The following is an 18,398-nucleotide window of genomic DNA, read 5'->3' as shown; positions in this document are numbered from 1 at the left end:
CCCAATGACTAAAGGAAGCTGACTATGGCCATGCCAGGACGCGGCGGGGTCTTAACCTGCCATATTGAAGACATCGAAACGCTATATGCCAGCTACTTATCTTTTGTGACCAATGGAGCGTTATTTGTACCGTCTGATCGTCCACAGCAGTTGGGCGATGAAGTGTTTATTGCCATCACGTTGCCAAACTCCAGCGAGCGTTTACCGATGAATGGTAAGGTGGTATGGATCAACTCTAAAACCCAAAGTGGCCGGCCAGCCGGTTTTGCGGTACAAATCGGCACCGATATCGCAGGGCAAAGAATCAAAAACGAAGTAGAACGTTTATTGGCTGGCAAAATCGACAGCTTGCAATCTACTTATACCATGTAGCTGACGCATTATGGTGATGACTGGCACGCTATGCTAGGCGTATAAAAAAGGCCGCGGTATCTCATTTAAGATACCGCGGCCTTTTTGTTTGAGACTGAGTAGGGTGAAATAGCCGTAAGCTGTCAATAACGCGGTGGCACGTACATATCATCTGGGATAGGCTCGCGGTAGTATTCATCATCGCGTTTGCGCTCTGGTAGCTCGACTTCATCACGCGGTACTTCTTTATAAGGGATTTGCTCGAGCAAATGGGCGATACAATTGAGGCGCGCGCGTTTTTTGTTATTGCCTTCTACCACCCACCACGGCGCTTCAGGAATATGAGTGCGCTCAAACATGGTTTCTTTGGCTTTGGTGTAGTCCTCCCAGCGTCGCCGCGACTCCAAATCCATTGGGGAGAGCTTCCACTGCTTGAGTGGGTCATGAATACGGCTCATAAAGCGTGAGTGCTGCTCGTCATCGGTGATCGAAAACCAGTATTTGACCAAGCGAATACCCGAGCGCACGAGCATGCGTTCAAACTCAGGCACCGACTGAAAAAACTCCTCATACTGAGCATCGGTACAAAACCCCATGACGCGCTCAACCCCGACGCGGTTGTACCAGCTGCGATCAAACAAGACGATCTCGCCAGCCGCTGGTAAGTGAGCGACATAACGCTGAAAGTACCACTGCGACTGCTCACGCTCTGTCGGTGCGGGCAGAGCAGCGACGCGGCATACCCGTGGGTTTAGGCGCTGGGTGATGCGCTTGATCGCGCCGCCTTTGCCCGCCGAGTCGCGTCCTTCAAATATCACAACGATACGCTCGCCGCGATCGACCACCCAGTCTTGTAGCTTGATAAGCTCGCGCTGCAGGCGCACCAGCTCCTGAAAGTACAGTCGGCGATCCAGCCTTTCTTGTTCGCTCATCTCCCGCCCATCAAAACGAAAATCACGCACATAATCATCTATTTCGTTTTCTAGCTCTTCATCATAGGTGTCGATAAGGTCTTCGTGCATTTTACGGCGTAGCTCATCATCAAACACTTCCTTGTCCATCCGACTGATAAAGCTGTTTTGCTCGGGTGGGCTAAGCTTTTGACGCTCTTGTGTGGTTAAGAGTCTTGGGTCAATCGCCGAAGGAATTTTACTCATAAAAAGCTCCTGCCAAATATTATTATGATTTTGTTTGTTGTGGTCTTTACTTTAGCACATCTGGCAGGGGGACTAGGCGGTAGGTGTGTTTGATTATTGTGTGAAGTGGCCTTTGATAAGACAACGGTCATCGGTTTTATTGGCTGATTGTATACACAAAAAAACACCCATTAATCGCGTGATTAATGGGTGTTTTAGACAACCGAAGCTATCTGTCTGTTAAACAGACAATGGCGGTATTATTTTTCTAGGATACACGTGACGCCTTGGCCACCTGCTGCACAGATAGAGATCAGAGCGCGGCCTGAGCCTTTTTGATCCAGTAGCTTAGCTGCAGTGGCTAGGATACGGCCGCCTGTCGCTGCAAATGGATGGCCTGCTGCCAATGATGAACCGTTTACGTTTAGCTTGCTGCGATCGATGGAGCCAAGTGGTGCATCAAGACCCAGACGTTCTTGACAGAATGTCTCATCTTCCCATGCTGCAAGCGTTGAGAGTACTTGTGACGCAAACGCTTCGTGGATTTCATAAAAGTCGAAGTCTTGCAGCGTTAGTCCAGCACGCTCAAGCATACGCGGTACCGCATAGGCAGGTGCCATTAGCAAGCCTTCAGTAGTACCTGACTTGCCGATGAAATCAACAGCCGCTGTTTCTTGGTGCGTGATGTACGCCAATGGCTTGAGGCCGTGTTCTTTTGCCCACTCATCCGTACCGAGTAGGACGCAAGAGGCGCCATCAGTGAGTGGGGTAGAGTTGGCCGCTGTCATGGTTGGGTTGGCGTTCTTTTTACCAAATACTGGCTTTAGCTTGCCCAACTTTTCGAGCGTGGTGTCTGGGCGCAAGTTGTTGTCACGAGTTAAGCCTTTATATGGCGTGATAAGGTCGTCAAAGAAGCCTTCGTCATAAGCACGTGCTAGGTTTTTGTGGCTGTTAAACGCCAGCTCGTCTTGGGCTTCGCGGCTGATATTCCACTCAAGCGCGGTGATGGCTTGGTGCTCACCCATTGATAGGCCGGTACGCGGCTCACCGTTTTGCGGGGTGTCGATCAAATCTTTAGGGTTTAGCCCCATTAGTGCTTTTAGGCGCTGCTTGTTGTCTTTTGCCGCACCGAGTTTGATAAGGACTTTGCGCAGACCATCACCGATAGCGATAGGCGCATCAGAGGTGGTATCGACACCGCCTGTGATGGCTGAGTCAATCAAACCAAGGGCGATTTTGTTGGCAGAGGCAAAGGTCGCTTGTAAGCCAGTACCACAGGCTTGTGAGATATCGTACGTTGGCGTATGAGGGTTTAGAGCTGTGTTTAGCGTCGCCTCGCGCGTTAAGTTGATGTCGCGGCTCAGCTTCATGACCGCACCAGAGACGACTTCTCCGATGATTTCGTCTTGTAGGTTATAACGCTCGACCAAACCATCTAATGCAGCGGTTAGCATGTCCGTATTGCTGACGTCAGCGTAAGTGCCGTTTGAGCGGGCAAAGGGGATACGGTTGCCGCCCAAGATTGCGACGCGGTTTAGGTTTGAGGCTGGTTTGGCCTTTTTTGATTGGGTAGCAGCTGCTGTTTTGCCGACGGCTGCGGCAGCGCCCTCAGTGGTTTTTTTGCTGTCAGCACCTTTGGTTGTAGTGTCTTTTTTGCTGCTATCGGTAGATTTTACGACAGTGCTTTCAACGACTGGACTATCAGGGTGATTGTTTTTATTACTCATAATATTATCCTTAAAGAGTATGGGTACAAAAGAAAAAGGGTGGCTGCTGGCCATTATTTATTACTTACTATGGTCATCTATGATAAGACGTTTTTACCAGCATAATGTATGTCTTTGGCAAACGATGTGACGCTTACTTGTCGCCGCTTGGTCAGGATTTTTAGAAGCAAAAGAGCGGCTTGAAAACTCAGACTATTTTTGTAAACTCAGGCGTCTCGATTATTATCATTGCATAATAATGCATTTGATAATATATTGTTATCGATAATTGCATTTGCCATAACTTATGGGTCTGATTTTAACACAGTATCAGGCACGGTGACGCGAAAAAAAGTTGCCATCTTGTATACTGGCTTGTTTACAGATTGTTGTAGACTTTGTCAGTTTTTGGACTTGTTTATAGCGGAAGTGTATAGTTAAGCCAGATTTTAATGCATTTACTAAATATCAATAATGATGCGTCCGGTGAGTCTATATAATAGGCGCATTGCATTTTTAATTATTTTAACCATTTATTATAGGGATTATATTATGTCAGACCGTTATGGTGATTTTGTTCAGTCGTCTATTGGCAAAAAAGTGGCCAAAAATTTAGGTCTACCACTGCCAGTGACGTTAGATCGTTTTGAGAGCGGTGAGCCTTTGGTACGTGGCAGTGTGTTGGTTGGTCGCGCTGATGGCGACGACAAAAGCGTAAGCGCTGCAGTGGCCCGCATCTTATCAGAGGTCCATGCAGATGTGTACGTCAATAGTAGCGACGATATCAAAGATGCGCTGGCTGATGCTGGTGTAGACGCAAAAGCCAATACTGGCGGCGATGATAAGTTTAAAGTATTGCTATTTGATGCCAGTAATATCAGTAATGCCGACCAGCTAAAAGCAGTATATGCATTTTTTCATACAGTGGCGCGCCGTGTCGAAAAATCAGGCCGTGTCATCATTATTGGCCGTACGCCAGAAAACCTCACAGACATTGAAGCTGCCTTGGCGCAGCGTGCGCTTGAGGGTTTTGTGAAGTCTGTTGGTAAAGAGTTTAAGCGCGGTATCACCGCCCAGTTGGTCTACGTCGAAGAAGGTGCTGAGCAAAATCTTGATTCAACGCTGCGTTTCTTTACCTCAGCGCGCTCAGCGTATGTATCAGGACAAGTGGTACGTGTCAGTAAAGGTGACACAGTAGATGTCGATTGGACACAGCCTTTAGGTGGCAAAACCATGCTGGTGACAGGTGCCAGCCGTGGTATCGGTGAAGCAATCGCGCGCGTATTGGCTCGCGAAGGCGCTCACGTTATCTGCTTAGATGTACCTCAGCAGCAGGCAGATCTACAAAAAGTCGCAAGTGAAATCAGCGGCTCTGTGCTGACAGTCGATATCACCAGCGAGGATGCAGGCAAGCAAATCGCAGAGGCGGCACAAAAGCGCGGTGGGCTTGATTCAATCATTCATAATGCTGGAGTCACGCGCGATAAGACGTTGGCAAAAATGGATGAAAAAAAGTGGGATATGGTCATCGATATCAACCTAGCTAGCATCGCACGACTCAATCGCTATCTATTAGAAAATGATGTATTAAAAGACAACGCACGTATCGTATGTGTGTCATCTATCTCAGGCATCGCAGGCAACATGGGACAAACCAACTATGCCACTTCTAAAGCGGGCGTCATCGGACTGGTCAATGCCACCGCCAAACAGTTAGAAGATAATGCCAAGGGTATGACCATTAACGCTGTGGCACCAGGCTTTATCGAAACGCAAATGACAGAGGCCATCCCTTTTGCTATTCGTGAAGCAGGTCGCCGCATGAACTCCATGAGCCAAGGCGGTCTGCCAGTAGACGTGGCCGAGACCATCGCTTGGTTTGCCTCTCCTGCATCGGGTGGCCTAAATGGCAACATCGTTCGCGTTTGTGGTCAAAGCTTACTGGGTGCTTAATACAAGCAATTGTCCGTGCATAGCTAAACTGTGGCAAAAGTAAGTAAGGTAAGTATCGCTAAAGAATAAAGCGGTGCTCACATCGTAATGTGAGGTTTTTCTTGATTGCCTAACATATGCTTACGAAAAAATTGCTGATAAATTGTAATAAAGCTGCCCAAGGGTGGCTTTTTTATGATAAAAACGTAGAATTCATGATAACAATGCCCCAAAAGGTTTGCTCCAGCCCCACTTAGGATTTATTTATGTCAGACAAACACTATGATGCGTTGCCAAAAGCGCATACAACTTATGCCAATATCGTCAAAAGCTTATTGCCTATCGGTAACAGTGGCAAAGTCAGTAAAGATCAGTTACCACAAGCGACTTACTACGTCGATGACCTCCATATTGATCAAGAGAATTTAGACGATTATCGTAAGATTTGTGGTTTTGCAGATAATGGCAAAGTGCCTATTACTTATTTTTCTGTGTTGTCGCAGACGCTGCAAATGAACATGATGGTCAAAGAGCCGTTTCCCTTTGCGATGCTCGGTCTCGTACACGTAGACAACAGTGTGACGCAGTATCGTCCTATCGGCGAGCGTGAAACAGTGGCGATGTCTGTGACTTTTGATAATCTGCGTGACCATGCCCAAGGTCAACAGTTTGATTTTGTCACGACCGTCAAATCAAAAGACGAGGTGGTGTGGGAAGGTACATCAACCTACCTATCACGTGGCAAAAAACCCAGCAGCAGTAAAGATAAAAAAAGCAAACCGCGCCCAGTTACCGTAAAACCGACTATCGATGACAATGGGACCCACAGTGTTTTTGAAGTACCAGAAGATATTGGCCGTCGTTATGCGTTTGTCTCAGGGGATTTTAACCTCATTCACTTGCATCCGCTATCGGCACGGGCCTTTGGTTTTCCAAAAGCGATTGCTCATGGTATGTGGTCGAAAGCCAAATGTCTCGCGCTGATGGATGAGTTGCCTGATGCCTGTACTGTCGATGTGTCCTTTAAACTCCCTATCTTTTTGCCTGCTGAAGTAGAGCTGATTGCCGAGCCGGTATCACAGCTACAAAACACAGATGATGGTTGTGAGTTTGGTCTATTTAGCGCCAAAAACGACAAGCCCCATCTAGCGGGTTTGGTAACGCTCAAGACCGCTAAGTAAATACAGCTGGGGCTCTCGCGTAACTGCTATCGAAAGTTATGGCGAACGGATCAAGCGCGTTTAAGGATTAAAGCGCGTTTGTCTTTATATATATCCTACGTAGACAGACTAACGAATCTTTTTATTATTATGACCTCACATACTACAGTAACAACCCCAAATCCAGATCAAATCAATGATGTCGCAGCGACTAACACCGCTGCTGCCAATGACGCTGCAGCAGGCGACAGCGCCACAGCTGATGCGGACAATGTGGACAATGGCATCGAGCTTTCGACCATCTTTGAGCCTTATTTTCGTCCTGACGCCAATACCATCGTATGCGGCGCTCTGGATGAACAAAAAGTTGAGGCATTGGCAAAGGCTGGCGTCGAGCTGGTCATCAACTTGCAGCCTGATGACGAGCTGAGCTTCGATGAAGCTGCCGCCGTCAAGCGCGCAGGCATGTATTATGAGCAGCTGCCTGTCAGCGGCGCTGCTGATTTAAAGCAGCTAAAAGTATTGGCATTTGATAATATCCTGCGCCAGTATCACGGCAAAAAGGTAGCCCTACACTGTGGCTCTGGTAATAGAGTGGGCGCGGTGACGGCACTGCGCGCCGGCTGGCTACGCGGCCGCAAAATGGATACGGCCATGGCACGGGGACGTAGTCACGGTCTGAGCAAGCTAGAAGATGAGGTGTATAATCGTTTGTTGGTCCCGCGCTAAGAAGATATACCCTAAAGTAATCGGCTAATAGAACAAAAGGCGACCAAACGGTGGCCTTTTTATGATAATAGAGTAAGGCTGCCATGACTGAGACAATGAACAAAACCAACGAACGCGATGACGCTCAAATAAATACTACCCTGCAGCAGCGCCAACAGCAATTGCTGACAAAATTACAGCTTGATGATGCGCCAGCTGGCGGGGCGCTAGTAGTCTATCAGGCGGGCGAGTGTATCGCTCGTGCTAGTGTGGGCTTGGCGCGTCCAGAGATGGCATGGCAACCGCAAACCCTAGCGATTAACTTTTCGACCGGTAAAGGGGTGCTCGCGGCTCTGGTTCATGTATTGGTCTCCAAACAGCTACTCGCTTATGACGTCCCCATTGCCCAGTATTGGCCGGCATTTGCGGCTAATGGCAAAGCGCATGTTACGCTGCGGCAGGTGATGTCGCACCAAGCTGATCTCTTTGCAATTACCAGTATTGAGGCAGATAGCGAGGCGGTACTAGACTGGTCGTATATGCGCAAAAAAGTTGCCGACATGACCATGACTCAACCTGACCAAGCCGACGCTTACGACTCCGCTTATAGTGCGCTAATCTACGGCTGGGTGCTGGGCGGCTTGGTAGAAGTCGTCACCAAGATGCCACTTGCGCAAGCGCTAAGCCATTATTTGACGACGCCATTAGGGATTGCTGATAGCTGCTATTTTGGGGTGCCAGATGATAAAGTCGACCTTGTCGCCACGCTGGCCAAAGACTTTGATACAGACGAGATGGCAACCCCTAAGCTGCGGCAAAAACGACAAAAACCCACATTAAAACCAGACTCGGCAAATACCTTATTTGTCTATAATCATCTACCAAGTGTGGCGTGTTGGCAGCAGCAAGCCTTACAGATGCAGCGCTCTGTAGCTGCTTCTGGGACGGATAAAGGATATCACCGCCAGCCGGCGTTAACCACTGCAGGTATCAGTCGTCTGTATTTTGATACCAGCCACCTCAATCTAAAAAACTACAAATCAGCGCTTATCCCAGCCGGCAAGCAGCCTATTGATTACTATCAACGACAAACGCTACAAGCCGTTATCCCTGCTGCTAATGGGGTTGCATCGGCTGAGGCGCTGGCGACGATATATGCCATGCTTGCCAATGGCGGGGTATGGCAAGGTCAGACGCTAATCGATCGCGCTACTTTTGAGCAGTTATCCACGCCCCAAGTCACAGGGTTAGACGCAGTCATGCCAGCGCCTATGCATTGGCGCTTGGGTTATCATCGTCTGTTTAGTGTCTGTGCTGATACTGCGGCGGGTTTTGGTCACATGGGCTACAACGGCTCAGTGGCGTGGTGTGATCCATCGCGGAAATTGTCGTTTGCTTTTATTCATAACTTCGATACTACGATGCTCAATGACGTTCGTCAGTTTGCTTTGACCGAAGCAGTACTCGCGTTGATAGCGCCTTAGCAGCACGTAGATAGTGTATAAATTGCTAACATGTTCGATAATGCTTATGTCGAAGGCGGCTTGCTGGGTGTTATTTTGAGCAGCTTTGGCGCACTCAAGCCATGCATAAAGATAGATATCAAAATCACAATAGAGCAGACCACCCATAACTTGAGCGCATCATCGTCTGCAAAGTAGCCGTGGTTGAGCGCATAGGATAAATAATACAAGGTGCCGATACCGCGAATGCCCAAGGCTGAGATTGCGTATTTTTCGGAATGAGGTAGGCCTAGCCCCGATAGGGCGATAAACCCGCCGATAGGACGTATCAGAAGTAAAAACACAAAGCTGACGATGTAGACTCGCCATGTCAGCTCGATGCCTGACTGTAAGCCTTGACCAAGCAGCATCCCAAACACCACCAGTACCAGCGACATGAGTAAGCCTTCTGACTGCTCAGCGAAATCATGGAGTTTTTGATGGTAATCATGCTGGTGCTCTGAGCGGCGAAAGGCAAAGGCTGCGACAAACACCGCGATAAAACCATAGCTCTCTACATACTCGGCCAGTCCATAAGCGACCAGCGTCAGAGCGATCACCACATAGCCTTGCGAGATGGGCGTTTCTTGACTGTATTTAGAAAACACAAGCTTGGCCATGGCTTTGCCAACGACGATACCCACCATCAATCCTGCGCCTATCTTCCACAAAACATCATGAGTAAACCATGACCAGAGCATCTCGCCATCGAAACGCTGACCTGCGCTCAACGCTTCTGCCACCTTGATGGCCAAATAAACAAACGGAAACGCCAATCCGTCATTCAACCCTGCTTCTGAAGTCAAGGTAAAGCGCGGTGTGTCCTCACCGCCAGTGTTTGGTGGGCCGACCTGAATGCTAGACGCCAAGACAGGATCGGTCGGTGCCAACACCGCACCCAACAAAATCGCCGCCCCCATACTCAAACCAAAAGCATAGTAGCCCAACGCTGCCATGGCAAAAATACCAATCGGCATGGTGATGAGCAGCAGCCTGATCGTCGGTCGCCACAGCCGCCAAGAAAGCTCGGTATCAATCTTGATCCCCGCGCCAACCAGTGATACCAAGACCACGATTTCTGTGAGTTTTTCGATGATAAGGCCATTGTCAATCGGATCCAAAAACGATAATGTCGTCCACCAATAACCCATGAGCAATCCAAAGCTTACCTGCAGCATCGGCAATGAGATCGGGGTGCGTTTAAACACGATAGGAAACAGCGCCCCAAACAAAAAGGCGATACCGCAGACCAATAAGAAGACGTTATAGTTTTCAATCATAAAGGGGTGCACGCGACTATGTTATAAAAATATGTTATAAAAATTCTTATCGATAACTATTTAAAAATATTTAATGTATGACGACCTAGTCGATAACCAGCTCACCTAAGTTATCTGACCGGTAGTTTGTCCGAAGTTGTCAGCGCCGCTGCTCTGAGTCAGTCTTATCATGACGCCAAAAATATATTATTACCGCAAAAAATCGTTATCAAAACGCGTGCTGCGTTGTTTTTTGGTGAAAAAAAAGCCTGCGCGATGCAGGCTTTTCTCAACAGCTTGATGTTTTAGAGGGTCGGGATGTCGTTAGCGTTCAACTTGACTCACGTCGCGTATCGCCCCCGTATCTGCACTGGTGGTCATGGCAGCATAAGCGCGTAAGGCTGGTGTCACATAACGCTCACGGCTGACAGGCTTCCACGCATCACGGCCACGTGCTTCCATCTCTTCGCGGCGCGCCGCCAGCTCGGCATCACTGACTTGCATGTTGATAGTGCGGTTTGGGATATCGATATGAATGGTGTCGCCTTCCATAACCAAACCAATCGCGCCGCCTTCCGCCGCTTCTGGGCTGGCGTGACCAATAGAGAGGCCAGAGGTACCACCAGAGAAGCGGCCGTCAGTCAGCAGCGCACACTCTTTGCCCAAGCCTTTAGACTTAAGATACGTAGTAGGGTATAGCATCTCTTGCATACCAGGGCCACCTTTTGGTCCTTCATAGCGAATGATGACCACATCACCTGCGACGATCTCATCTGCCAATACGGCGGCGACGGCTGCGTCTTGCGACTCAAAAATACGCGCGCGACCTGTAAAGGTTAAAATACTTTCATCAACGCCTGCGGTTTTGACCACACAGCCACGCTCAGCGATATTGCCATAAAGCACGGCAAGGCCGCCATCTGTTGAGTAAGCGTGTTTGACACTACGGATACAGCCTGACTCGCGATTGACATCGAGGTTTGGCCACTCTTTCGCCTGCGAAAACGCTTGAGTGGTACGTACACCGCCCGGTGCTGCAACATATAGCGCCCGTGCTTCGGTGTTATCAGGATTCATAATGTCCCATTTGTCGATGGCTTCTTTCATCGTGGCACTATGGATGGTCGGTATGTCGGTGGTCAATAGGCCTGCTCGATCAAGCTCGGCGAGTAATGCCATCACGCCGCCTGCACGGTGGACGTCTTCCATATGGTACTTTTGTGAGGCAGGCGCGACTTTAGATAGGCAAGGCACACCGCGGCTTAGGCGATCGATGTCCGCCATTTTAAAATCCACTTCTGCTTCGTTGGCGGCCGCCAGTAAATGCAAGATGGTGTTGGTCGAGCCGCCCATGGCGATATCGAGGCTCATGGCGTTTTCAAACGCAGCTTTGGTGGCGATAGAGCGCGGCAAGACAGACTCATCGTCTTGCTCATAGCGGCGTTTGGCCAATGAGACAATCGTGCGGCCCGCTTCTAAAAACAACTCGCGGCGTAGCGCATGGGTTGCAAGCAGTGAGCCATTGCCGGGCAATGATAGCCCCAGTGCTTCGGTTAAGCAGTTCATGGAGTTGGCAGTAAACATACCAGAGCACGAGCCGCAAGTCGGGCAGGCAGAGCTTTCGATAGCCAAAACGTCTTCGTCACTGATGGTGTCATCAGCGGCATCCATCATGGCATCGACCAAGTCGAGCTTGCGAATGGCGTTGCCTTTACTATCAGTGGTATGGACATCGCTGCCGCCATCATTGTTATGACTATGAGCCACCGTACTGGCTATGACTTTACCAGCCTCCATAGGCCCACCAGAGACGAATACTACAGGAATATTAAGACGCATCGCGGCCATCAACATACCTGGGGTGATCTTGTCACAGTTAGAGATACATACCAAGGCATCGGCGCAGTGGGCATTGACCATGTATTCAACTGAGTCAGCGATCAGATCGCGGCTGGGTAATGAGTACAGCATGCCGCTATGGCCCATGGCGATACCATCGTCGACCGCAATGGTATTAAACTCCTTTGCCACACCGCCTGCTTTTTCGATCTCACGTGCAACCATCTGACCCAAATCCTTTAGGTGTACGTGACCGGGTACAAACTGAGTAAATGAGTTGGCAATGGCAATGATTGGCTTGCCAAAGTCGCCATCAGTCATGCCAGTTGCACGCCACAGTGCGCGAGCACCTGCCATGTTGCGACCACCGGTAGAGGTTTTTGAGCGATAATCCATGTGATTTTCCTTACAAATAGGCGAGGTTTATAAAAAAGTGCAGCCTCAGCTGTGATGATAGTGTGCTTTTTATACTAAATAACGACCAATGAATAATACTAGGTCATGACCATACCATTAGATATGAATGACAAAAATATGCCATGATCATGTGGTATTCATCGTATCGATAAAATCTTATTTTAATAGCAATGTGCCGTCCTGCAAGCGCATCAACGATAAACCACAAGAAACCATAAGGCGGCCCAACACGACAATTTATGCTAGGCGCTCTAAGATGGCTTTGTCAAACCAAGGCAGATCGGTTTTATCCGCTTCTAGTCGGGCGATAACCTCTAGAGCGTGAGGCGCTGGCAACAGCTGATACTCAGCGCTGGCGGCGATGGGTAATATCCGCTCGTTTGTCGCGGTTTGTGAGTCAGTATCCTCTAAAACAGAGACAAGCGTTTGTTTGTCGTTTTTGTAGAGTACATCGACGCGGCCAAAGAACTGCCAGTCTTTTAAGGCGGTGCTCAGCGCATCCACCGCTTCTTTGGTATAGATCTGCTCGGTGTCTTTGCCCGTATTGGTCCAGTGCAGACGCACAGCTAACTGCAGGGCCTCGCTAAACACCACCAGTGAGCCGATGACCTTGATGTGCCAAGGACTGCTGATGAGCGCGGCCTCAATCCCAATGAGCTGCGCGGCTTCACTGGCACTCATCGGCCTATTAAACTGAGCCAGTAGGGCAGGTGTGAGCGGGTTGGCTTGCTTGATGGTATCGTCTAAGCTGTCGTAATGATATAAAAAAGGCAGCGGCAACTCCTGCGTCACTGTTTTTTTGCTGACTTTGCAGTTGTGTATTTGCCAATGAATGCTGCTATCGGTCAGCGCCTCGGCCAAAATCACGCTATTAGGCGGCAGGCTCTGCGCTGGGTGCTCAGTACGCGTTTCTGCAGCAGAGCTGGCGGCTAAATGGTCGTTTAGGTTGTCGTTTGATAAAGGCGTCGGCAAGGTAGGCGAATCCATAAATATAGCATCATTAAAGTAGAGGGTTAATATAACATTTAAAGCCTATGAGTCGCCAATAAATTGCTGAGCGAGTCGGCGCATATTGGTATGGGCGTTTTGATTGACAAGTCAGCAATTGGCTTGTACTCAGGCGCTGTTTCGTCCACTATATAACACTTGTTGTGAGCAAAGCTTCCGAGTCATTCACTCACCACACTGGCCAATGAATAAAGGAATAACAATGAATCAAAACAATCACGTTCAGTATGACGACAATAACATCTTTGCAAAAATGCTAAAGGGTGAGATTCCATATCATAAGGTTTTTGAAGACGATAAAACCCTTGCCTTTATGGATATCATGCCACAAGCAAAAGGCCACGTACTGGTCATCCCCAAACAAAAAGCAATCGAATTGGCTGATCTGGAGCCAGAATATGCGGCAGCGGTACTGATGACTGCCAAAAAAGTCATGCAAGCGCAGCGCCAAGTGTTCGAGCGCGAAGGCATCATCCAAATGCAGCTAAATGGTTCGCAAGCTGGGCAGACAGTGTTTCATTATCATGTCCATCTGATTCCATCGAGTATTCATGAGCTAGGCCGTCATGCCGTCACCCAAGCGGATCAAGGCGAGCTGGCAGATCTGGCGCAACAGCTTGCCGCAGTTATTGCAGGATAATATTGCCATTGTAGACAAACAAATATATCTTATACATTAAAGGCGGCTAACAAGCTGCCTTTTTTGTTGCTTGGTAATAGTCATGTAACAATCGTTAAAGTAGTGTTACAAGGACAGAGATTGTCTGGGGTTTTTTAAAAGAGTGTGATAAATATCATAATGGCTGACTGTTGGTTAAGCAGTTCTGTCTTTAGAACCCATTCATCAAACCAGTGCCCATAAGCAGACAATGTCAGAAGTAAGAAGTCAAAAATGCAGTATCAAGTATTTATCAGACATTTTATGCAAAAAATATTTTAATAAGCACGGTTGATCGGTTTTGTCACTTTTTGAGGATATCACTTCTATGAGTAAATTACCTCGCTCCACTATTTTGTTGCCAGTTTTCGTCCCAGCGGCGGCTATCATGCTGCTATTGGTGATTGGTACTGCTATCAATCCAGAGGCGGCCGGTGAGCTATTTAGTACCGTGCTGGCATTTACCACTGAGACGTTCGGCTGGTTTTATATGCTGGCAGTTGCCATATTTTTGATGTTTGTCATCGTGTTGGCGTTTTCGCCTTATGGCAGTATCAAATTAGGCCCTGACCATGCAGAAGCTGAATATCAGTTTCTTGAATGGTTTGCTATGCTGTTTTCGGCAGGTTACGGCATTGCCTTGCTCTTTTATGGTGTCGCCGAGCCGGTCTTACATTTTGCCAGTCCACCACTCTCAGAGCCGCAGACGATTGAGGCGGCCAAAGAGGCGATGCAGATTGCCTATTTTCATTGGGGGTTTCATATTTGGGCGATATACGGCGTCGTGGGGCTGTCCTTGGCGTATTTTTCCTTTCGGCACGGCTTACCGCTGTCGGTGCGCTCAACCCTCTATCCCTTAATCGGTGACAAAATCCATGGGCCTATCGGACATACGGTGGATGTGTTTGCGATTTTGGGTACCATGTTTGGTATCGCCACCAGTTTGGGTCTGTCTGTGGCTCAGATTAATGCAGGCTTGAATTACTTATTGCCCGATATGATTCCAGTGAGCACCACCGTACAAGTCATCATCATTGCGCTGGTGACCACCGCAGCACTGGTGTCTGTGCTGGCTGGGATGGATAAGGGCGTCAAACGCCTGTCTATCTTAAACATGGTGCTGGCCACGGCTTTGATGATCTTTGTGTTTGTGGTCGGGCCGTCGATATTTATCCTAAATGCCTTTATGGAAAATACAGGCAGTTATTTGGGCAATATCGTTGAGCGTACCTTTAGCCTACAAGCTTATCAGTCGAGCGATTGGATCGGTAGCTGGACGCTATTTATCTTTGCATGGACGATCGCGTGGGCGCCTTTTGTCGGACTATTTATCGCCAAAATCAGTCGCGGCCGTACCATTCGTGAGTTCGTACTGGGCGTGATGCTTGTGCCAACGCTGTTTACCTTCTTTTGGTTTTCGGTATTTGGGGATACCGCGCTGCATATGATCATGGTCGATGGTTATGAGGCGCTGATCGGTGAGGTACAAAACAACCAAGCCATTGCCTTATTTAAGCTGCTAGAAAACTTACCCTTTACTCAAATTGTCTCGTCATTGACCGTCCTACTGATTATTACTTTTTTTGTGACGTCATCAGACTCAGGGTCATTGGTCATCGACTCGCTCGCCGCTGGTGGTCGTAGTGATACGCCGTGGTGGCAGCGCTCATTTTGGGTAGTTACAGAAGGAGCTGTAGCGGCGGTGCTGCTGATCGCAGGTGGCCTAAGCGCCCTGCAGACAGCGGCTATCGTCAGTGCCTTGCCTTTTGCAGTGATTATCTTAATCTCGACGTTTGGTATGTGGCGTGCGCTACGTATCGAGGGGCATCGTAATCAAAGCCTGGCCACTGACAACCATTTACCGCCGCATCTGCTCAAATTAGACGCATGGCGTGATCGTATTGATTATATTACCAATCAGCCAACGCGCGAAAAGGTGCTCGGCTATATCAAGGGCACGGTGATGTCATCGATGCAGGAGGTTGCAGAAAAATTTGCCGAGACAGGCTGGCTGCCTGAGGTCAACTATGATGAGGTAAACAATCGAGCGGTATTAGAGCTAAGACGCGGTGATAATGTCGAGTTTTGGTACGAGGTGCGCCTATCAGAGCATGAAGTTCCTGACTATTATACTGAAGATATGGCGGGTAATCTGCCACAAGAGCACCATCACCGTGCCGAGGTTTATTTGCGCCGCGGTGGCCAAACCTATGACTTGTATGGTTATCAGCCAGAGTCGGTGATCAACGATATCATCGATCAGTTTGAAAAATATCTGCATTTCGTCAATGTTTCGCCCGATATTTTGCCTTGGCGTATGCAGGAACATGACGATGATATCACCCTAGAGCAGGGCAGTGTGTTTGATAAGTAAGCGGCGCATCGCCTATTTGAAAGTCGTATTGGAAGTCATAGCGGCAAAGGATTGACGTGAATGGCTTGCAATATGCGTACGAACCCTTAGAATAACGGCTTGTTTTCTATGCAAATCAAGCCGTTTTTTATGTCTATAAATACTTCTGCTAATCCTGTGATGGCTGATTCTTCAGCACCAGTTGCCGCTCAGCATCCCTTATTACAGCCGCTTGATATCGGTGGTCTGAGTATCGAAAACCGTCTGATGGTCGCGCCCATGGCCGGCGTGACGGACAACCCTTTTCGTAGACTGTGCAAATCTTTTGGCGCAGGGCATGCTGTCAGTGAGATGATCATCGCCGATACCGCGCTTTATGCCAGCAAAAAGTCTTTGTACCGTGCCAATTTTGATAATGAAATTGCGCCCATCTCGGCACAAATAGCAGGGGCTGAGCCTGATAAATTGGCTGAAGCGGCGCGTTATCAGATTGACAATGGCGCGCAGATTATTGATATCAATATGGGCTGTCCTGCTAAAAAAGTTTGCCGTAAGCTGGCAGGCTCAGCCTTGCTGCAAGACGAAGATTTGGTGGCACGTCTGCTCGATGCGGCAGTAGGTGCAGTCGATGCTCCCGTCACCCTAAAGACGCGACTGGGTTATGAAAATGGCCGCGAAAATATCTTGCGAGTGGCACGCCGCGCTGAGCAAGCTGGTATCGCAGCGATTGCGATTCATGGGCGGACGCGTGAGGATATGTATACAGGTACGGCGCGTTATGAGCTGATACGCGAAGTCAAAGACAGTATCGGTATCCCTGTCATTGCCAATGGCGATATCGATAGCCCTGAAAAAGCCCAATATGTCTACGAGATGACAGGCTGCGATGCGGTGATGATAGGGCGCGCCGCTCAAGGTCAGCCGTGGCTGTTTCGTGATATTGGTCATTTTTTGCGGACAGGTGAGCGGCTATCAGCACCAAGTGTTCGCGAGATTAAAGAGATTGTGCTCGCGCATCTACAAGAGCTGTATGATTTTTATGGCGAATACTCAGGCTGCCGTATTGCGCGTAAGCATATTGCGTGGTATACCACGGGCATCCCAAATTCTAATGCCTTTCGCCAAGCGATGTATGGTGAAGAGAGTACCGCAGGACAGTTTCGTGTGGTCGAGGATTTTTTGTGTACGCATCAGTAGTCACTAGGGCGGGTAAATAATCATCAATCGCGATGTTTGTACTGACGACTCATTCACCTCAGGCCATATTTTTTGCTATCCTACAAAAGAACATAAAACAAACAAAAAGGACTTTTTATGGCCAACCCTTCAAAAAAAGCAATCGCCAAAGCGGTTAAAGATAAGCATATCGTAATCACGGGTGCCTCAAGTGGTATCGGCGAGCGTACCGCTTTTTTACTCAGTGAGTGCGGCGCTCATGTGATTTTGTTGGCACGTACCAAAGACAAGCTAAAAATTGTCGCGGACAATATCGAAACACTCGGTGGCAGGGCCAGTTATTATCCATGTGATTTGACCGATATGGATGATATCGAAGACGTCAGTAAACGGATTCTTGCTGATTTTGGTCATGTCGATGTGTTGGTCAATAATGCGGGGCGCTCGATTCGCCGTTCAGTGCATGAATCAGTCAACCGTTTTCATGACTTTGAGCGCACGATGGATGTCAATTACTTTGGTGCGGTAAAGATTATTTTGGGACTACTTCCGACGATGATTGGCAGAAAGAAGGGTCAAATTGTTAATATCTCCTCCATTGGCGTACTGGCAAACAGTCCGCGTTTTGCCGCTTATGTCGCCTCAAAAGCAGCGCTTGATGCGTTTAGTCGCTGTCTGGCAGCAGAGGTCAAAGGCGATAATATCAAAGTCACCAACATTTTTATGCCACTGGTGCGCACGCCGATGATTGCACCGACCAAGCTGTATCGTTATATGCCAGCATTGATGCCTGATGAGGCGGCGATGATGATCGCTAAAGCTATCGTCCATAAACCAAACAGTATCGCCAGCAACATGGGTAAGTTTGCGTCTGCAAGCTACTCGTTGGTACCTGCATTTAACGTGGGGGTGCAGTCTATTGGCTATCGTATATTCCCAAGTTCGACGGCTGCCCAGACTACCGATAGTAAGCCGAATTTAGCGCAGCGTATTTTTGCAAAAATACTGCCTGGTGAGCATCACTAGTATAAACGCTTAGTAGGGAGTGCAGAAAGGCTTTCTACTGAGGCTTGATCCTTTGAGCATGAGCTATTGATATGGCTTAATATGTCAACGTGGAACTGGTATAAATTTTTCTGGTGTGCGCTGCTCGATGCTGCGTAAAATTCATCCGGTTCTCACGGTATCGTTTT

General features: G+C 48.5%; 14 protein-coding genes. 9 read left to right on the top strand and 5 right to left on the bottom strand.

Annotation, left to right across the window (positions count from 1 at the left end; all coding sequences use genetic code 11):
* Nucleotides 1-24 precede the first annotated feature (24 nt).
* Nucleotides 25-372, top strand: coding sequence for a PilZ domain-containing protein (locus J3491_RS00125; protein ID WP_100749423.1), 348 nt, complete (start codon nucleotides 25-27; stop codon nucleotides 370-372).
* Nucleotides 373-494: 122 nt separating this feature from the next.
* On the opposite strand, the gene ppk2 is transcribed toward J3491_RS00125, so the two are convergent.
* Together ppk2 and J3491_RS00115 are read right to left on the bottom strand one after the other, a co-directional pair.
* Nucleotides 495-1,508 (bottom strand): polyphosphate kinase 2, encoded by a 1,014-nt coding sequence (ppk2, locus tag J3491_RS00120; protein ID WP_241900678.1) that lies wholly within the window; start codon nucleotides 1,506-1,508, stop codon nucleotides 495-497.
* 239 nt (nucleotides 1,509-1,747) lie between these two features.
* Nucleotides 1,748-3,214 carry an acetyl-CoA C-acetyltransferase gene (locus J3491_RS00115; protein ID WP_207968789.1) on the bottom strand — a complete coding sequence of 489 codons (1,467 nt, stop codon included), beginning with the start codon at nucleotides 3,212-3,214 and terminating at the stop codon, nucleotides 1,748-1,750.
* 531 nt (nucleotides 3,215-3,745) lie between these two features.
* Between J3491_RS00115 and J3491_RS00110 the strand changes: the two genes are divergently transcribed.
* The 4 genes from J3491_RS00110 to J3491_RS00095 all read left to right on the top strand — a co-directional run bounded on the left by J3491_RS00110 (nucleotide 3,746) and on the right by J3491_RS00095 (nucleotide 8,477).
* A complete protein-coding gene (locus tag J3491_RS00110; RefSeq protein WP_075102117.1) occupies nucleotides 3,746-5,146 on the top strand; it encodes a 3-oxoacyl-ACP reductase in 1,401 nt (466 codons plus the stop codon).
* A gap of 245 nt (nucleotides 5,147-5,391) precedes the next feature.
* Nucleotides 5,392-6,306, top strand: a complete 915-nt coding sequence (locus J3491_RS00105; protein WP_207968788.1) for a MaoC family dehydratase — start codon at nucleotides 5,392-5,394, stop codon at nucleotides 6,304-6,306.
* Between the two features lie 129 nt (nucleotides 6,307-6,435).
* On the top strand, nucleotides 6,436-7,014 hold the full coding sequence (locus J3491_RS00100) for a protein tyrosine phosphatase family protein (RefSeq protein WP_207968787.1): 579 nt from the start codon (nucleotides 6,436-6,438) through the stop codon (nucleotides 7,012-7,014).
* 83 nt (nucleotides 7,015-7,097) lie between these two features.
* Complete coding sequence (locus J3491_RS00095) at nucleotides 7,098-8,477, top strand: serine hydrolase domain-containing protein (protein WP_207968786.1); 1,380 nt, start codon at nucleotides 7,098-7,100, stop codon at nucleotides 8,475-8,477.
* Between the two features lie 44 nt (nucleotides 8,478-8,521).
* On the opposite strand, the gene J3491_RS00090 is transcribed toward J3491_RS00095, so the two are convergent.
* The 3 genes from J3491_RS00090 to J3491_RS00080 all read right to left on the bottom strand — a co-directional run bounded on the left by J3491_RS00090 (nucleotide 8,522) and on the right by J3491_RS00080 (nucleotide 12,997).
* Nucleotides 8,522-9,775: a cation:proton antiporter gene (locus tag J3491_RS00090; protein ID WP_207968785.1), complete on the bottom strand. Its 1,254-nt coding sequence runs from the start codon at nucleotides 9,773-9,775 to the stop codon at nucleotides 8,522-8,524.
* Between the two features lie 303 nt (nucleotides 9,776-10,078).
* Nucleotides 10,079-11,989: a dihydroxy-acid dehydratase gene (gene ilvD / locus J3491_RS00085; RefSeq protein WP_207968784.1), complete on the bottom strand. Its 1,911-nt coding sequence runs from the start codon at nucleotides 11,987-11,989 to the stop codon at nucleotides 10,079-10,081.
* Nucleotides 11,990-12,247: 258 nt separating this feature from the next.
* A complete protein-coding gene (locus J3491_RS00080) occupies nucleotides 12,248-12,997 on the bottom strand; it encodes a hypothetical protein (RefSeq protein ID WP_207968783.1) in 750 nt (249 codons plus the stop codon).
* Nucleotides 12,998-13,220: 223 nt separating this feature from the next.
* On the opposite strand from J3491_RS00080, the gene J3491_RS00075 reads away from it, so the two are divergent.
* The 4 genes from J3491_RS00075 (at nucleotide 13,221) to J3491_RS00060 (ending at nucleotide 18,231) form a co-directional block, all read left to right on the top strand.
* Nucleotides 13,221-13,658, top strand: a complete 438-nt coding sequence (locus J3491_RS00075) for an HIT family protein (protein WP_207968782.1) — start codon at nucleotides 13,221-13,223, stop codon at nucleotides 13,656-13,658.
* A 346-nt stretch (nucleotides 13,659-14,004) separates the two neighbouring features.
* On the top strand, nucleotides 14,005-16,050 hold the full coding sequence (locus J3491_RS00070; RefSeq protein ID WP_207968781.1) for a BCCT family transporter: 2,046 nt from the start codon (nucleotides 14,005-14,007) through the stop codon (nucleotides 16,048-16,050).
* A 129-nt stretch (nucleotides 16,051-16,179) separates the two neighbouring features.
* On the top strand, nucleotides 16,180-17,226 hold the full coding sequence (gene dusB, locus J3491_RS00065; RefSeq protein WP_075102159.1) for a tRNA dihydrouridine synthase DusB: 1,047 nt from the start codon (nucleotides 16,180-16,182) through the stop codon (nucleotides 17,224-17,226).
* 117 nt (nucleotides 17,227-17,343) lie between these two features.
* Nucleotides 17,344-18,231 carry an SDR family NAD(P)-dependent oxidoreductase gene (locus J3491_RS00060; RefSeq protein ID WP_207968780.1) on the top strand — a complete coding sequence of 296 codons (888 nt, stop codon included), beginning with the start codon at nucleotides 17,344-17,346 and terminating at the stop codon, nucleotides 18,229-18,231.
* Nucleotides 18,232-18,398: the final 167 nt, after the last annotated feature.

The organism is Psychrobacter halodurans (assembly GCF_017498075.1).
Lineage (GTDB): Bacteria > Pseudomonadota > Gammaproteobacteria > Pseudomonadales > Moraxellaceae > Psychrobacter > Psychrobacter celer.
The sequence above is the reverse complement of the archived record's forward strand: the minus strand, read 5'-3'. Positions and strand labels throughout refer to the sequence as shown.

What these genes read in the sequence shown, in the direction of transcription:
- J3491_RS00115 (WP_207968789.1), bottom strand. Translation starts at nt 3,214, where the DNA reads ATGAGTAATAAAAACAATCACCCTGATAGTCCAGTCGTTGAAAGCACT.
- J3491_RS00070 (WP_207968781.1), top strand. Translation starts at nt 14,005, where the DNA reads ATGAGTAAATTACCTCGCTCCACTATTTTGTTGCCAGTTTTCGTCCCA.
- J3491_RS00110 (WP_075102117.1), top strand. Translation starts at nt 3,746, where the DNA reads ATGTCAGACCGTTATGGTGATTTTGTTCAGTCGTCTATTGGCAAAAAA.
- J3491_RS00080 (WP_207968783.1), bottom strand. Translation starts at nt 12,997, where the DNA reads ATGGATTCGCCTACCTTGCCGACGCCTTTATCAAACGACAACCTAAAC.
- J3491_RS00125 (WP_100749423.1), top strand. Translation starts at nt 25, where the DNA reads ATGGCCATGCCAGGACGCGGCGGGGTCTTAACCTGCCATATTGAAGAC.
- dusB (WP_075102159.1), top strand. Translation starts at nt 16,180, where the DNA reads ATGTCTATAAATACTTCTGCTAATCCTGTGATGGCTGATTCTTCAGCA.
- J3491_RS00095 (WP_207968786.1), top strand. Translation starts at nt 7,098, where the DNA reads ATGACTGAGACAATGAACAAAACCAACGAACGCGATGACGCTCAAATA.
- J3491_RS00075 (WP_207968782.1), top strand. Translation starts at nt 13,221, where the DNA reads ATGAATCAAAACAATCACGTTCAGTATGACGACAATAACATCTTTGCA.
- J3491_RS00090 (WP_207968785.1), bottom strand. Translation starts at nt 9,775, where the DNA reads ATGATTGAAAACTATAACGTCTTCTTATTGGTCTGCGGTATCGCCTTT.
- J3491_RS00105 (WP_207968788.1), top strand. Translation starts at nt 5,392, where the DNA reads ATGTCAGACAAACACTATGATGCGTTGCCAAAAGCGCATACAACTTAT.
- ilvD (WP_207968784.1), bottom strand. Translation starts at nt 11,989, where the DNA reads ATGGATTATCGCTCAAAAACCTCTACCGGTGGTCGCAACATGGCAGGT.
- J3491_RS00060 (WP_207968780.1), top strand. Translation starts at nt 17,344, where the DNA reads ATGGCCAACCCTTCAAAAAAAGCAATCGCCAAAGCGGTTAAAGATAAG.
- J3491_RS00100 (WP_207968787.1), top strand. Translation starts at nt 6,436, where the DNA reads ATGACCTCACATACTACAGTAACAACCCCAAATCCAGATCAAATCAAT.
- ppk2 (WP_241900678.1), bottom strand. Translation starts at nt 1,508, where the DNA reads ATGAGTAAAATTCCTTCGGCGATTGACCCAAGACTCTTAACCACACAA.